This is a genomic window from Bradyrhizobium sp. 76 (assembly GCF_023073025.1).
Classification (GTDB): domain Bacteria; phylum Pseudomonadota; class Alphaproteobacteria; order Rhizobiales; family Xanthobacteraceae; genus Bradyrhizobium.
Map to the genome: position 1 here is coordinate 113,745 of NZ_JADPIS010000103.1, position 15,093 is coordinate 128,837.

Genomic DNA, 15,093 nt, shown 5'->3' on the forward strand with positions numbered 1-15,093 from the left:
TGGTCGTTTCCATCAATCTAAATCGGCTTGTTGGCCGCGACTCTGGGCCAAGCTCCCGCGGAATTCAACCACTTCCGTGTCACGCATCCGCTATAGTCGCCGCGACGGCGAAGCTAGAAAACAAAGAGGAAACAACAATGCGCCTGAAACTTCTTTCGCCTGGCGAAATGAACGAGAGCCAGCGGCAGACCTATGACGAGTCGATTGCCGGCAAGCGCGGCAAGCCGCCGGCGCCGATGATGGCCTGGCTCAACAGCCCCGACATGGCCCGCCACGCCACGCGGCTCGGCGAGGTCCTGCGCTACGATACGATCTTCCCCGCGAAGCTCTCGGAGATCGCGATCCTGGTGACGGCGCGGCACTGGACCGCGCATTACGAATGGTACGCGCACAAGCGCCTCGCGCTTGCCGGCGGCATGGCCCCTGACATCATCGATGCCATCCGCGACCGCCGCACGCCCGTCTTCGACGATCCCAAGGGCAAGATGATCTACGACGTCGCAAAGTCGCTGCATGAGGGCCACGGCGTCGAGAAGGGCCTCTATGACGAGGCGGTGAAGCTGCTCGGCGAGCGCGGCGTGGTCGAGGTGATTGGTCTCTGCGGCTATTACACGCTGGTGTCGATGACGCTGAACACGTTTGAGTTCGAGCTGCCGGAGGGCGAGGTGCGGGAGCTGTCGTAAGTTGCCTATCCGGAAACGCTGGGTTTCTGGATAGGCCGGTAGCACTGTCCCAAGCCCGCACTTATGTGGAGTTCATCAACGGAGCAGCCGCATGTCGCAGAACCAAGCCGTCGCCGCCGGCACCAGGATCGGCCACGTTCACCTCAAGGTCGCCGATCTCGATCGCGCGCTCGGCTTCTATTGCGGCGTGCTCGGTTTCGAGCTGATGCAGCGCATGGGCTCCGGCGCGGCCTTCATCTCGGCCGGCGGCTATCACCACCACATCGGGCTCAACACCTGGGAGAGCAAGGGCGGCTCGCCGCCACCGGCGGGCACGACCGGGCTCTATCACACCGCGATCCTCTATCCGACGCGGCCGGCGCTGGCGGATGCGCTGCACCGCGTGCTCTCGGCCGGCATTGCGCTCGACGGCGCCAGCGACCATGGCGTGTCCGAAGCGCTCTATTTGCGCGATCCGGACCAGAACGGCGTGGAGCTGTACTGGGACAAGCCGCGGGAGCAATGGCCGTTCGGGCTGGATGGGAAGCTCGCGATGTTCACGAAGCGGCTGGATGTGGACGAGCTGCTGAAGCAACGCGAGGCCTGAGCACCGCGCTCGCCTCGTCATTGCGAGCGCAGCGAAGCAATCCAGACTGTCTCCGCGGAGACAGCCTGGATTGCTTCGTCGCAATAGCTCCTCGCAATGACGGAGCTTGTTGAAGCGCCGTCGCTCACGCCTGGGATTTTCGCCCCCGCACCATGATCAACGCCGCCGCCGCCAGCTCCAGCGCAATACACAGATAGAACGGCAGCTCATAGCCACCGGAAAAATCGCGCAGAAGGCCGACCACGCCGGGGCCGAACGCATACGTCACCTGGTTGATCGCGGTGTTGAGGCTGATCAGCACGCCGAACGAGGCGGAATCGAATTCCTGCTGCACGATCAGCGACGGCAGCGTGATGAGATTGCCGACCGAGAAGCCGAACAATGCGCAGGCCGCGATCAGCACGTAATCATTGTGCAAATTGATGACGACGAGAAGCGCCACGGCCTGGCTCAGGAACGACAGTGCGGAGGCAAGCCGCTGGTTGAGGCGGTCGATCACCAGCGAGAACAGCACCCGGCCGATCACCGCCATCGCGGTCAGCACCGCAACCGCGACGGCCGCGCGCTCGCGCCCGATCACGGGATCGAGGAACGAGATCAGGTGGACGATGAAGCCGACCTGCGCGAACAGCACCAAGGCAAAGGCAATGGTTACGGTGAGGAAGCCGACGTCGCGCAAGGCCTGGCTGCGGATCTGCGCCGACGATTGCGGCTTCGCTCTCGTCGCTGCGCGCCGGCCATGGAGATCGGGCGGGCGGCCGACGACAATCAGGATCACCGGCAGGAGCAGCGCCAGCATGGCACCGGCGACGGTAAACATCGCGCTGGCGAAGCCGATGTGGCCGATCAGGGTCACCAGCAGCGGCACCCCGACGATGCCGCCGAAGCTTGCGCCGTTCAGCGCGAGGCTGATGGCCATGCCGCGCTTGTGGTCGAACCACAGGCTGATCGTGTTGGTGATCATGGCGAGGCTGGTGCCGGCCCAGCCGAAGGCGAGCACGGCGTTCGCGAGATAAAGCTGCCACGGTTCGCGCACCGCGCCGATCGCGACCGCCGCGGCCGACATCGCCAGCGTCCCCGCGATCAGGCCGAGGCGCGGGCCGTATTTGTTGACGGCTTCGCCGACGAAGACGACGAGCAGCGCGCCGAACAGATAGAAGAACGTCGTGCCGGACGAGATCAGCGAGGCCGACCAGCCGTGCGCACGCTGGAGCTCGGCGACATAGACGCTCTGGCCGTAGAAGCCGAGCCCCCAGCCGAAGGTCGCGAGCAGGAAGCAGACCGCAACGATGCGCCAACCTTCGTAGCGGAGGGAGGATTCGTCGATGGATGCGTCGTGCCGGGGATTATCGAGCATTTGCGCTTGTCCTTCGTTTCCCCCGCGAGCGCCGTGCTTCACGCTCGCCTGTTCATGACGAGCATCATGTAACAACCCAAGCCCCGGAAATCACTTCGACCTGGATCGAACTATCAACGCTGCTGACAGCCTCCCGCCAATTCAGATCGCATCCGGGAACTCGCCCATCGCCGCGTCCAGTCGCGCTTTGCGACGGCGGGCAAAGGACGCCAGCGAGAGCACGGCGAGGCCGAGCAGCACCGGCGGGAACACCACCATGTTCACCGCGGACCAGCCGTAACTGGCGAGCAATTGGCCGGACGAGAACGAGCCGATCGCCATCATCCCGAACACCAGGAAATCGTTGAAGGCCTGCACCTTGTTGCGCTCCTGCGGCCGGTGCGTCTCCAAGACCAGCGCGGAGGCGCCGATGAAGGAAAAATTCCACCCCACACCGAGCACGACCAGCGTGGCCCAGAAATGCATCGCGGTGATGCCGGACAGGCCGATGCAGGCTGCGCCAGCCTCCAGCAGCAGGCCGGCGGCAACGACCTTGCGCGCGCCGAAGCGGGCAATCAGCGCGCCCGTGAAGAAGCTCGGCCCGTACATGGCGACGATGTGCCATTGAATGCCGAAATTTGAATCGGAAACGCTCAAGCCGCACAGCTTCATGGCGAGCGGCGCCGAGGTCATCACCAGATTCATCATGGGGTAGGAGATGACGCCGCACAGCGCCGCCGCAATGAAACGCGGCTGGGCCACGATCTCGAGCAGCGGCCGCCCGCCGTGAAGATCGGCCGGTGCTGGCTTCGGCATGTCGACCCCGGCGACGATGCCCATCGCGATGAGCGCGACGGCAGCCTGGACCAGGAAGCTGAAAGCGAACAGATAAGGCTGCCAGACATCCATGGTCCATTGCACGAGTTGCGGACCGAGCACGCCGGCGAACACGCCGCCCGCCATCACCCAGGATACCGCCTTGGGTCGATAGGCAACACTGGCGCCGTCGGCCGCAGCGAAGCGATAGGACTGCGCCACCGCGCCGTAGAGGCCGCCGAGAAAAGTCGCCAGACAGAACAACGGAAACGAAGCGTGCAGGATCGCGAACGAGCCGAGCAGACCGGTCAGCGCGCCCAGACCTGTGCCGACGATGAAAGCCACTCGGCGGCCGAAGCGGCGCGAGATCGCGCCGGTCGGCAGCGTGCCGGCGGCGAGGCCGAGCACATACATCGAGATCGGCACGGTCGCGAACGAGACGTCGGGCGCGAGCGTCGCGCCGACGATCGCGCCGGTGGCGAAGATCACCGCCGAGTTGGCGCCGGTCAGCGCCTGCGCGGCGGCGAGGCGCACCACATTGGCGCGCACGCGGGCGTCGGCGGCGATCTCATCGGCTGCAGTCACATCCAGCATCGGCATTTCCGCCCCAACGGGCTTTCGAGGGGCTTTTAAAGGCTTTCAAGGGCTCGCTTGATTCCCGGCACTATGGCGGGGCGCGGGAGGCCGGGCAACCGGCGCAAACGGGCGCAGGCCATGTCTCTGACGCAATCGGGCCGATGATAATGGGCCGCGCACTTGACGGCTTGCGCTCGATCAAATCCTATCCGCCGCGACCTTCCGGAGTTTCGTTCATGTCCGTCGACGACAGGCCTACGCTCAGCGCTCCCGACGACGATCCCTGGCTCTGGCTGGAGGAGATCGAAGGCAAGCAGGCGCTCGATTTCGTCACGCGGCAGAACAGCCTGACGCTCGAGGCGTTCGGCGGAGCGGCCTTCGCGCGCGACCGTGACCTGCTCGCAGCGATCTACGATCGTCCCGACAACATTCCCTATGTCAGCCGGCGCGGCGACGAACTGCACAACCTCTGGAAGGACGCCACCAACCCGCGCGGCCTGTGGCGAAAGACTTCGCTCGCGGAGTTTCGCAAACTGCATCCCACGTGGGAGATCATGCTGGATGTCGACCAGCTCGCCGCGCGCGAAGGCGAGGACTGGCTGCTGAGCGGCATCACCACACAGAAGGGAAGCGCGCGCGCCATTTTGGGCCTGTCGCGCGGTGGCAGCGACGCCGTGACCTTGCGGGAATTCGACCTCGACACCAAGAGTTTCGTTGCCGACGGGTTTGCGCTGTCGGAAGCCAAGGGCGGCGCCGATTGGCTCGATGCCGACACGCTGCTGCTGTCGAGTGCCCACGGCGAAGGCATGGCGACGAGCTCGGGATATTCGCGGACGGTTCGGCTGTGGCGGCGCGGCCAGCCTGTCGATCAGGCGCAAATAATCATCGAGACCACGGCCGATCATATGGCGATCTCCGGCATCGTCGACGACACCGCGGCGGCGCCGCGCAGCTGGATCGTCGACCAGATCGATTTCTTCAATCATGCGCTCTGGCTGCGCGGCGCGGACGGCACGACGACAAAGCTCGATCTGCCGACCGGCATCTGGTTGCAGGCGCATGGCGACTGGTTCGCGATGAAGCTGCGCGAAGCCTGGTCGATCGAGGGGAAAACCTATGCCGCCGACACCGTGCTCGGCATGTCGCTCTCGGCGTTCCTCGCCGGCAGCCGCGATTTCGCGGTGCTGTTCGAGCCGGAATCTCGCCGCGCCCTGCAAGGTCTGTTCTGGGCCGGCGGCAGGCTGGTGCTGTCGATCCTCGACGAGCTCCAGCCGCAATTCGAGATCTGCACGCCGTGCGCCACGAGCTGGAGCCGCGCGTCACTCGGCGGCCTGCCGCAGATCGGCGTGGTCGACATCTGGCCGCTGGATCGCCATCCCTCCGAGAGCAATGGCGACCTGCTTGCCAATGTGCAGGATCCGCTCACGCCGCCGTCGCTGCTGCTGATGGAGCGCGGCGTCGCGAGCCCGACCGTGCTGAAGCAGGCGCCGAAAACATTCAACGCCGACGGCCTCGTGGTGACCCAGCACGAGGCGATCTCGATCGACGGCGAGCGTATCCCTTATGTGCAGACCGGCCCCAGCGGCGAGACCGGCGATGCACCGGTGTATATGAGCGCCTATGGCGGCTTCGCCCATTCGGTGAAGCCGTATTACAACCCGTCGCTCGGCAAGCTGTGGTTGGAGCGCGGCGGCACGACAGTGCAGGCGAATTTGCGTGGCGGCGGCGAATTCGGCACGCGCTGGCACGATGCCGGCCGGCTCGCCGGCAAGAAACTGTCGCATGACGATTTCGCAGCCGTTGCCGCCGATCTCGTCCGCCGCGGCGTGACGACAGCAAAGCGCATCGCCGCGCAGGGTGGATCGAACGGCGGCATCCTCATCACCAACATGCTGGTGCGCTACCCCGAACGTTTCGGCGCGCTGTTCTGCACCATCCCGCTGATCGACATGCGCCGCTACACGAAGCTGCTCGCCGGCGCGAGCTGGATCGCGGAATATGGCGATCCCGACAAGCCGGAGGAGTGGGACTGGCTGAAGACCTACTCCGCCTATCACAACGTCAAGGCCGGCCAGCCCTATCCGCCGATCCTGCTTGCCACCACACGGCGTGACGACCGTGTCCATCCCGGGCACGCGCGCAAGATGGCGGCAAAGCTCCAGGCCATGGGTTACGAGGCCTGGTTCTACGAGCCTGAAGCGGGCGGCCACGGCTACGGCAAGGACAACAAGGAGCGCGCCGCGTTCGAGGTGATTGGCTTTCGGTTCTTGAAGGACAAGATCGGCTGGAGGGATGGCGAGGGCTAGCGTTGCGGCGCTGACGTCTTCGGATCGTCATGGCCGAGCTTGACCCGGCCATCCACGCCTTGGCTGGTGCACGAAGAACGTGGATGCCCGGGACAAGCCCGGCATGACGACCTTCTATCGCGCGAATACCAAAGTCAGATTGTTCGCGGGCATGTCGATCGTATCGACGAGGCGAAGACCTGCGCCGCGGGCGAGCGCCTCGACGTCGGCGATATCACGCACGCCCCAGTCGGGATTGCCTTCACGCAACGACGTGTCGAACACGGCATTGCTGAGCGCGATGTGCTTGCCGTCGCGCTTGAAAGGGCCGTAGAGGAACAGCTTGCCGTCGGCGCGCAAATAGCGGCCGGCGCCGGCGAACAGGCCCTCGGCGACGCTCCATGGCGCGATGTGGATGACATTGGCGCAGAACAATGCGGCAAGACTTGACGGCGCCTGCCCGCTTTTCATCTCCGGGCACCAGTCCGGATCGGTGAGATCGATCCGCAGCGGCGAGCGGATGTTCTTCAGGCCTGAATGAACGCGCCACGCCTCGATGCTCTTGAGGTGGCGCTGGTTGAGATCGCTGGGCCACCAGATCAGGCCGGGCGTGTGCCGGGCGAAGTGGACCACGTGCTGGCCGGTTCCGCTGCCGAGCTCGACCACGTTGCCGGTGCAGCCGGTGAGATGTTTTTCCAGTGCCGCCCAGAGCGGCTCGTGATTGCGATGAAATGCCGGCGCGTCGAGCCGCCCGTCGGACTCGACCCGACCGCCATCCCTGCCGAATTCGACGACATATTCAGCCAAGTGAGGTCCCCTTGAAAAACGAGAACGCGTTGAAAACAGGATGAGCGCCCAAACGCTCAGGAAACAGCCGGCCCGCGCCACGACCCTTAACTCTCGGTCCAAATCGGCTGAACAAATAATCTCATTAGTTGCAATGGGGAAGATATTAACTTCATTTTGTCGCGTGCATAGTCTGGATTGTCAGGCGGTGCCCTTTGTGCTTTGGAACGCTTCTATTTCGCGATCGAGACCATGGATATAACGCTTTGGAATGACGCCTTGACCGCCTTTTCCCGGACGCCCGTTCTGTTCATCTTGCTGGTCATTGCCGCCGGCCTCGCCAGCCCGGCGTGGGCGCAGTCCGTTGTGGCCGACGGCCAGAAACTCGCTTTCGACCGCGGCAAGGGCAATTGCCTGACCTGCCACGTGATTAAGGGTGGCGACCTGCCGGGAACGATCGGGCCGGAACTGAAGGACCTCAAGGCCAAGTACCCCGATCGCAACGAGCTGGCCGCGATCATCTTCGACGAGACCAAACGCAATCCGCAGACCATGATGCCGCCGTTCGGCCGGAACCGGATTTTAACCGAACAGGAGATCAGCGCGATCGTTGATTTCCTGCAGACCCTGTGACTTCAGGCGCGCCAAGAGATTGGTTGGGAGACCCGAAATGACCACACTCACCGGCCCAAGCGCGACGCGCCGGCTGATTCTTCAAGGCGCAGCCTCGGTCGCGCTGCTCGGCCTCGGCAATCTGCCGTTCGGCGCCGCGCCCGCGCGCGCCGCGGCCAACGACAAATATCCGGAAGAGGCCTTCAGGCAGAAGAGCGAGGCGGACGCCATCAAGGCGCTCTACGGCAAAACCGCCGAGCCGTCCGACAAGGTCAAGCTGGACGCCCCCGAGATCGCCGAGAACGGCGGCGTGGTGCCGATCTCGGTGACGACGACGCTCGACAAGGTCAGCTCGATCTCGTTCTTCGTGGCCGAAAATCCCAGCGCGCTGGCCGCGTCCTACAGGATTCCCGAAGGCACGATCCCTGCTGTCGCCAACCGGCTGAAGATGGCCAAGACCACCAACGTGGTCGCGATCGTGGAGGCCGACGGCAAGCTCTACAGCGCGACCAAAGAGGTCAAGGTCACCGTCGGCGGTTGCGGCGGCTAAGCGAGGAAGATCGATATGGCATCCAGCATTCGCGTCCGCGCCACCGCCAACGGCGATATCACCGAGGTGCAGGCGCTGATCCAGCACCCGATGGATACCGGCTTCGTCAAGGACGCCAAGGGCGAGCTGATCCCGGCGCATTACATCCAGCAGCTGAAATTCGAATGTAACGGCAAGGACGTCTTCGTTGCCGATTGGGGCACCGCGGTCTCGAAGGACCCCTACGTCAAGTTCAGCTTCAAGGGGGCCAAGAAGGGCGACGATCTCAAGGTCTCCTGGACCGATAACAAGGGTACGTCGGACACCACCACCGCGAAGATCTCGTGATGAACGCCCGCACCTCCATCCTGCTTGGTTCGTTGAGCGCCGCGCTCGTCGCCTTGGCCCTCACCTCTCCGCGCGTGGTGGCGGCCGACAAGGTCGATCCCGTCGCCGATGCCAAGGCGTTCCAGAACTTCTTCTTCCAGAAATTCCCGACCGTGAAGCACGAGGGCTTCGTCAACGGTCCTTATTCCATGAACGAGGACATGAAGCGGCAGTGGCAGGAGAAGGAGGAATTCCCGCCCTACGAGTTCGCGCTCGACGCCGGCAAGGAGATGTTCGCCACCCCGTTCAAGAACGGCAAGACCTATGCCGACTGTTTCCCGAACGGCGGCATCGGCATCCGCCAGAACTATCCTTATTTCGACGAGAAGGAAGGCAAGGTCGTCACGCTGGAGCTGGCCCTCAACCGCTGCCGCGAGGCCAATGGCGAGGCGCCCTATTCCTACGTCAAGGACGAGATGGCCTCGCTCACCGCGTACATGGCCTTCACATCGCGCGGCAAGCCGATGGACATCAAGATCCCCGACGATCCGCGCGCGCTCGCGGCCTTGGAGAACGGCAAGCGCTATTTCTACACCCGCCGCGGCCAGTTGAACTTCTCCTGCGCGAGTTGCCATGTGCAGAGCCCGGGCGAGCGCATCCGCGCCGAGATCCTGGCGCCGGCGCTCGGCATTCTGAACGCGATGCCGATCTACCGCTCCGAATGGAGCGGCATGGGAACGACCAGCCGCCGCTTCGTCACCTGCAACAGCCAGACCCGCGCGGTTCCGCTGGAGCCGCAGGCGGATGAATATCGCGACGTCGAATATTTCCTGTCCTACGTCGCCAACGGCCTGCCGATATCGGGACCGGGAGCGCGGCCATGAAGCGGTCACTTGCTCTCGCCATGCTGCTTGCCCTGAGCCTCGCGCCGGCGGCCCACGCGGCAAATGAGGCAGACTACAAGACCGCCTATTCCGCCGCCGAAGCTGCCGCGAAGGAGGCTGCCGGCTTGCGCCACCAATGGACCGTGACCGTCTCGGCGCTGGCCGCCGCAAAGAAGGCGGCCGATGGCGGCGATTTCGACCGCGCCGTGGCCGCAGCCAGGGAGGCCGAGGCGCTGGCGAAAGCGTCAGTCTTCCAGGCGATTTCCGAAAAAGAAGCCTGGAAGGCGATGGAAATCCGCTAGACTGTTCGCTCCTGCAACAGCTTGCGGCCACGAGAGGGCGCGGAGAATTTCTGGATGGCGATCCGCCGCCGCGATTTCCTGAAGAATGCAGGCCTTGCTGCCGCATCGTTCAGCCTGCCACGGCTTGCGCGCGGTGCTGAGGCCGCGAGCATTTACGACCTCGAACGGTTCGGCAATGCGCGGATCCTTCACCTCACCGACACCCATGCGCAACTCAATCCGGTCTATTTTCGCGAGCCCAGCGTCAATATTGGGATCGGCGAGATGGCCGGACGGCCGCCGCATCTGGTCGGGCGCGCCTTCCTCGACCGTTTCGCCATCAGGCCCGACAGCGCGGACGCCTATGCCTTCAGCTGCTTCGAGTTCGAGAAGTCCGCAGGCCGCTTCGGCAAGCTCGGCGGCTTCGCCCATCTGAAGACGCTGATCGACCGCTTGCGCGGCGATGTCGGCGAAAAACACTCCGTGCTCGTTGACGGCGGCGACATCTGGCAGGGCTCGGGACTCGCCAACATCACGCAGGGCCGCGACATGGTCGAGGCCGCAAACCTGCTCGGTATCGAGGCGATGACCGGGCATTGGGAATTCACCTACGGCGAGCAGGCGCTGCGCGACAATCTCGCGCGCTTCAAGGGCGAGTTCCTGGCGCAGAATGTTTTTCTGACCGAGGAAGCGGCATTCAACGACGCCGCCGCCTTCGACAAGACGACGGGGCGCGTGTTCAAGCCCTCCGTGATCAAGGAGCTCGGCGGCCACCGCGTCGCGATCGTCGGCCAGGCCTTCCCTTACGTGCCGATCGCGCATCCCAAGCGGTTCACACCGGACTGGACCTTCGGCATCCGCGAGGAGGAACTCCAGAAGCATGTCGACGGCTTGCGCGGCGCCGACAAGGTCGATGCGGTCATCCTGCTGTCGCACAACGGTATGGACGTCGATCTCAAGCTCGCAAGCCGCGTCACCGGCATCGACGTCATCCTCGGCGGCCATACCCATGATGCGATCCCGCAGCCCATCGCAGTGAAGAATGCGAGCGGCACGACGCTGGTCACCAATGCTGGCTCCAACGGGAAATTCCTTGCCGTGCTCGATCTCGCGCTCGACAAGGGCAAGGTCGGCGACGTCAAATATCATCTGCTGCCGGTCTATTCCGAGCTGTTGAAGCCCGATCCCGCAATGGCGGAACTGATCGGCCGGTTGCGGGCGCCCTTCGTCACCGACTGGTTGGAGAAGATCGCGACGCCCGATCGCCTGCTGTATCGCCGCGACAATTTCGCCGGCCCGGTCGACGAGCTGATCTGCAGCGCGCTGCGCACCGAGCTCAACGCCGAGATCGCGCTGTCGCCGGGCTTCCGCTGGGGCGTCACCGGGCTGTCCGGCCAAGCGCTGACGATGGAGGATTTGCTCGCGGAAACCGCGATCAGCTATCCCGAGACCTATGTGCAGGAGATGACCGGCGCCCAGATCAAGGACGTGCTGGAAGACGTCTGCGACAACCTCTTCAACACCGATCCCTATTACCAGCAGGGCGGCGACATGGTGCGCGCCGGCGGGCTCAGCTACACCTGCATGCCGACAGCGCCGATCGGCAGCCGCATCTCGGAGCTGAAGCTCAATGGCGGCAAGGCGCTCAGTGCCAGCCACCGATACAAGGTCGCGGGCTGGGCCTCGGTCAACAGCCAGCAAGGCGCGCCGGTGTGGGATGTGGTGGCAAAATATCTGCGCTCGGGCCGGATGTTTCAGGAGCGGCTCGGCTCCGGCGTCACGCTAAAGGGCGTCGAGGGTAATCCGGGCATTGCAGGACAGGGATGATGCGGTCGCAAACCCTATCCGCGATGCTGCTGGCGCTGTTCGCCTGGGCGGTGCCGCCGGCTTTCGCGCAGCAGGTGCCGCTCCAGGACAAGCCGTTCGCCGAGCACAAGATCGTGCTGCAGCTCTCCGATGGCGATGCCAGGAAGCAGGCTCTGGTGCTCAGCGTCGCCAACAATTTGCTGAAAGCCTACGACCCCGACAAAGTCGCGATCGAGGTGGTGGCGTTCGGTCCCGGCATCGATCTCCTGTTGTCAGGCAGCGAACGCCGCAAGCAGGTCGAAAGCCTGATCGCGCAAGGCGTACGCTTCGACATCTGCCTCAACACCATCGACACGATCGAGCGGGAGACCGGCAAGCGGCCGGAGTTCATCCCCGCCGCCACGCCGGTGCAGGTCGGGGTCGGGCAGATCCTGTTTCTCAGCGAGAACGGGTACACGCTGGTGAGGCCCTGAGCCTTTTGTCGGGGCAAGGCGTCGCGGCACAGCCGGTGTCATCGCCCGCGAAGGCGGGCGATCCAGTACTCCGAGACGGCGAGGGGTACGGAAAGGGCGCGGCGTACTGGATTCCCCGCCTTCGCGGGGAATGACAGCGGTGGCCAGGTGACGCCCACTCGCTCGTCACAGGAATAAAAATCTTCCAAATTTTGTTGCTTACACAGTGAATTGCTTCTCTTGTGAGCCCGAAATGTAGTAGAATCTCCGGGTAATTCACGCCGGGCCTCGCCATGATCTTCCGCCAGCTCTTCGACAGTGTTTCGGGTACCTACAGCTATCTCCTGGCGAGCCGCCCCGGCGGCGAGGCGCTGATCCTCGATCCCGTACTGGAGAAGGTCGACCGCTACTGCCAGCTGCTGCGCGAGCTCGACCTCAAGCTGGTTAAGGCCGTCGACACCCATCTGCACGCCGACCACGTCACCGGCCTCGGCGAGCTGCGCGACCGCACCCATTGCATGACCGTGATGGGCGACCAGACCAAGGCCGACGTGGTGGCGATGCGGGTTGCCGACGGCGACAAGGTGACGATCGAAGGCCTGGCGCTCGACGTGATGTACACGCCCGGCCACACTGACGATTCCTATTCCTATTTGATGGGCGACCGCGTCTTCACCGGCGACACGCTGCTGATCCGCGGCACCGGCCGCACCGATTTCCAGAACGGCTCGTCGCGCGCGCAATACGATTCGATCTTCAACCGCCTGCTCAAGCTGCCGGACGAGACGATGGTGTTCCCGGCGCATGACTACAAGGGCGACACCGTCTCCACCATCGGCGAGGAGAAGCGCTACAATCCGCGGCTCCAGGTCCGCTCGGTCGACGACTATATCGAGCTGATGGCCAATCTGAAGCTGCCCAATCCGAAGATGATGGACGTCGCGGTGCCCGCCAACATGCATGTCGGCCTGCATCAGGAGGAGCTGGAGAAAGAGGGCCGCGCGCTCCGCGCCGTCGAGGCGATCCGCAGCCTCGGCCGTCCCGATATCCTGCTGGTCGATTTGCGCGAGACCAACGAGCGGATGAAGCACGGCATGCTTGAAGGCGCGCTGCATACGCCCTATCCGTCCGTTGAGGACAGCCTCAAGCCCGGCGGCATGCTGCGCGAGGTCGCGGCCGCCACCGGCCGCCGCGTCGTGTTCTTCTGCGCCTTCGGCGAACGCTCTGCGATGGCGGTCGCCGCCGCCAAGGAGGCCGGGCTCACCAACACCGCCCACATCGCCGGCGGCATCGATGCCTGGAAGAAGGCCGGCGGGCCGGTGGTGCACTGACCGTCTTGCCGCCGTTCTTGAGATAAATCAGCAGCTGCCCATATATTCAGGCTAGACGGATGCAGCATCACCATCCGGGACCAGCCATGGCCAAGATCGGCAAGCCGAGCGCGCCGCCGAAAATTGCGGACGACACGCCAGCAAAAGACAAGGCGAAGAAGCCTCCGCCTCCGCTCGACACCGACGACGATGATTACGAGGACGGCGACATGGCGACCCCGAAGCGCGACCGCTACGGGCCGGATGACGAGCCGTTTTGAGGGGCTCGGCTCTTGCCACGCTCTCAACTATCATCCTGGCGAAAGCCAGGACCCATACCGCGTGATCTCTCGATTATGACGGATCGCAGTCCCGGACGATGATCCTCCGCCAAACTGCCCCTTGGGGTAATGGGTCCTGGCTTTCGCCAGGACGACAATGTGGAGCCACCGTCCTCGCCATTCTCATGACCCCCCTCTCGCCCCGCCCCCACTACCAGCCATGCGCCTGCGTTCATGGACAAATAACCGCTCTGCCCGATAGTTTGCGCGTCTCCAAAGGACATAAAACGGAACTGCAATGGTCGACGTTCTCGCCGCACCGCAGCAAGGCAAGGCGGACAGCGCGCTACGCACGCTGACGGGAATCTCGATCGCGCATTGGGTCAGCCATTTCCATCTGCTGGTCCTGCCGATGCTGTTTCCGTTCCTCAAGAATCAACTCGGCGTCGGCTATGTCGAGCTCGGCTTTGCGCTCACCGTGTCGGCCGTGGTGTCGGGGCTGACGCAGGCGCCGACCGGCTATCTCGTCGACCATTTTGGCGCGCGACGGATCCTGCTGGGCGGCCTCACCCTCGGCGGCCTCGCGCTGATCCTGCTCGGCCTGCATCTCAGCTACGCCTCGCTGATCGCCTGCGCCGTGCTGCTTGGGCTCGCCAACAGCGTCTACCATCCCGCCGATTACGCCATCCTTGCCGAGCACATGGACGAAGCGCGGATGGGCCGCGCCTTCTCGATCCATACCTTTGCCGGCTATTTCGGCGGCGCGGTGGCGCCGGCGATCGTCGCCGCGATGGTCATCGTGTCCGGCGGCGCCGGTGCGCTGATCGCATCGGGCGCGATCGGCGTTCTGGTCGCGCTGTTGCTGGTGACGATGAACATTCCCGATGCCGGCGCGCACAAGACCAAGCCGGGCACCGAGAACGCACCTAAACAAGCCGTGATCACGCCGGCGCTGATCACGCTGACGGCGCTGTTCATGCTGCTCAGCCTGTCGGTCGCCGGCATCAACAATTTCGGCGTGGTAGCGCTGATGAGTGGCTATGGCGTCACCTATTCCGCGGCCAATGTCGCGCTCACCGCCTTCCTCGGTGCAAGCGCCGCCGGCGTGCTCGCGGGCGGCTTCCTTGCCGACCACACCGAGCGCCACGGCTATGTCGCCGCCGCCTGCTTTGCTGCGAACGCGGCGATCGTGCTGCTGATCGCGCTGGTCACGCTGCCGGGCTGGGCGCTGATCGCCACGATGGCGACCGCGGGATTCCTCTCCGGCGTGATCGCGCCCTCGCGCGACATGCTGGTGCGCAATGCAGCGCCGCCCGGCGCTGCGGGGCGCGCCTTCGGCATCGTCTCCACCGGATTCAATCTCGGCGGCATCGTCAGCCCGCTGCTGTTCGGCTGGATCATGGACCAGAGCGCGCCGCATTGGGTGTTCGGGGCGTCCGTGATTTTCATGGTCGCGACGGTGGTGCTGTCGCCGTTCACGGAGCGGAAGCGGCGGCCGCAAACCTAATCGTGTCCCGGCCTGGAGCGCAGTTGCGCGCCAGGC

16 protein-coding genes are annotated in these 15,093 nt (G+C 64.5%); 13 read left to right on the forward strand and 3 right to left on the reverse strand.

What is annotated here, in order from left to right; genetic code table 11:
• The first annotated feature begins 137 nt into the window (after positions 1-137).
• Entirely contained in the window at positions 138-683 is a 546-nt protein-coding gene (locus IVB48_RS26935; RefSeq protein ID WP_027565949.1) for a carboxymuconolactone decarboxylase family protein, read from the forward strand.
• A gap of 91 nt (positions 684-774) precedes the next feature.
• The gene (locus IVB48_RS26940; RefSeq protein ID WP_247404588.1) at positions 775-1,269 is read left to right on the forward strand and encodes a VOC family protein; all 495 of its coding nucleotides are present in this window, start codon (positions 775-777) and stop codon (positions 1,267-1,269) included.
• A 124-nt stretch (positions 1,270-1,393) separates the two neighbouring features.
• Here the strand turns inward: IVB48_RS26940 and IVB48_RS26945 are convergent, their stop codons facing one another.
• Both IVB48_RS26945 and IVB48_RS26950 read right to left on the reverse strand, forming a co-directional pair.
• Positions 1,394-2,626 (reverse strand): MFS transporter, encoded by a 1,233-nt coding sequence (locus tag IVB48_RS26945; RefSeq protein WP_247404590.1) that lies wholly within the window; start codon positions 2,624-2,626, stop codon positions 1,394-1,396.
• A 141-nt stretch (positions 2,627-2,767) separates the two neighbouring features.
• A complete protein-coding gene (locus IVB48_RS26950) occupies positions 2,768-4,015 on the reverse strand; it encodes an MFS transporter (protein WP_247404593.1) in 1,248 nt (415 codons plus the stop codon).
• 218 nt (positions 4,016-4,233) lie between these two features.
• On the opposite strand from IVB48_RS26950, the gene IVB48_RS26955 reads away from it, so the two are divergent.
• Complete coding sequence (locus tag IVB48_RS26955; protein WP_247404595.1) at positions 4,234-6,303, forward strand: prolyl oligopeptidase family serine peptidase; 2,070 nt, start codon at positions 4,234-4,236, stop codon at positions 6,301-6,303.
• Between the two features lie 114 nt (positions 6,304-6,417).
• Here the strand turns inward: IVB48_RS26955 and IVB48_RS26960 are convergent, their stop codons facing one another.
• Positions 6,418-7,089: a DUF938 domain-containing protein gene (locus IVB48_RS26960; RefSeq protein WP_247357566.1), complete on the reverse strand. Its 672-nt coding sequence runs from the start codon at positions 7,087-7,089 to the stop codon at positions 6,418-6,420.
• 258 nt (positions 7,090-7,347) lie between these two features.
• Between IVB48_RS26960 and soxX the strand changes: the two genes are divergently transcribed.
• The 10 genes from soxX to IVB48_RS27010 all read left to right on the forward strand — a co-directional run bounded on the left by soxX (position 7,348) and on the right by IVB48_RS27010 (position 15,057).
• Complete coding sequence (soxX, locus tag IVB48_RS26965; RefSeq protein WP_247404598.1) at positions 7,348-7,701, forward strand: sulfur oxidation c-type cytochrome SoxX; 354 nt, start codon at positions 7,348-7,350, stop codon at positions 7,699-7,701.
• 37 nt (positions 7,702-7,738) lie between these two features.
• Entirely contained in the window at positions 7,739-8,230 is a 492-nt protein-coding gene (gene soxY / locus IVB48_RS26970) for a thiosulfate oxidation carrier protein SoxY (protein ID WP_247285267.1), read from the forward strand.
• 15 nt (positions 8,231-8,245) lie between these two features.
• Positions 8,246-8,557 (forward strand): thiosulfate oxidation carrier complex protein SoxZ, encoded by a 312-nt coding sequence (gene soxZ / locus IVB48_RS26975; RefSeq protein ID WP_027565957.1) that lies wholly within the window; start codon positions 8,246-8,248, stop codon positions 8,555-8,557.
• Entirely contained in the window at positions 8,557-9,420 is an 864-nt protein-coding gene (soxA, locus tag IVB48_RS26980) for a sulfur oxidation c-type cytochrome SoxA (protein ID WP_247404601.1), read from the forward strand. The genes soxZ and soxA overlap by 1 nt, the downstream gene beginning before the upstream one ends.
• Positions 9,417-9,722, forward strand: coding sequence for a hypothetical protein (locus IVB48_RS26985; RefSeq protein WP_247404604.1), 306 nt, complete (start codon positions 9,417-9,419; stop codon positions 9,720-9,722). Before soxA ends, IVB48_RS26985 begins: the two co-directional genes overlap by 4 nt.
• Before the next feature lie 54 nt (positions 9,723-9,776).
• On the forward strand, positions 9,777-11,528 hold the full coding sequence (gene soxB / locus IVB48_RS26990) for a thiosulfohydrolase SoxB (RefSeq protein ID WP_247404607.1): 1,752 nt from the start codon (positions 9,777-9,779) through the stop codon (positions 11,526-11,528).
• Entirely contained in the window at positions 11,525-11,980 is a 456-nt protein-coding gene (locus IVB48_RS26995) for a hypothetical protein (protein ID WP_247404610.1), read from the forward strand. The genes soxB and IVB48_RS26995 overlap by 4 nt, the downstream gene beginning before the upstream one ends.
• A 272-nt stretch (positions 11,981-12,252) precedes the next feature.
• Positions 12,253-13,290 carry an MBL fold metallo-hydrolase gene (locus IVB48_RS27000; protein WP_027565962.1) on the forward strand — a complete coding sequence of 346 codons (1,038 nt, stop codon included), beginning with the start codon at positions 12,253-12,255 and terminating at the stop codon, positions 13,288-13,290.
• An 86-nt stretch (positions 13,291-13,376) separates the two neighbouring features.
• Positions 13,377-13,550: a hypothetical protein gene (locus IVB48_RS27005; RefSeq protein WP_197031101.1), complete on the forward strand. Its 174-nt coding sequence runs from the start codon at positions 13,377-13,379 to the stop codon at positions 13,548-13,550.
• A 298-nt stretch (positions 13,551-13,848) separates the two neighbouring features.
• Positions 13,849-15,057, forward strand: a complete 1,209-nt coding sequence (locus IVB48_RS27010; RefSeq protein WP_247404612.1) for an MFS transporter — start codon at positions 13,849-13,851, stop codon at positions 15,055-15,057.
• Positions 15,058-15,093 lie beyond the last annotated feature (36 nt).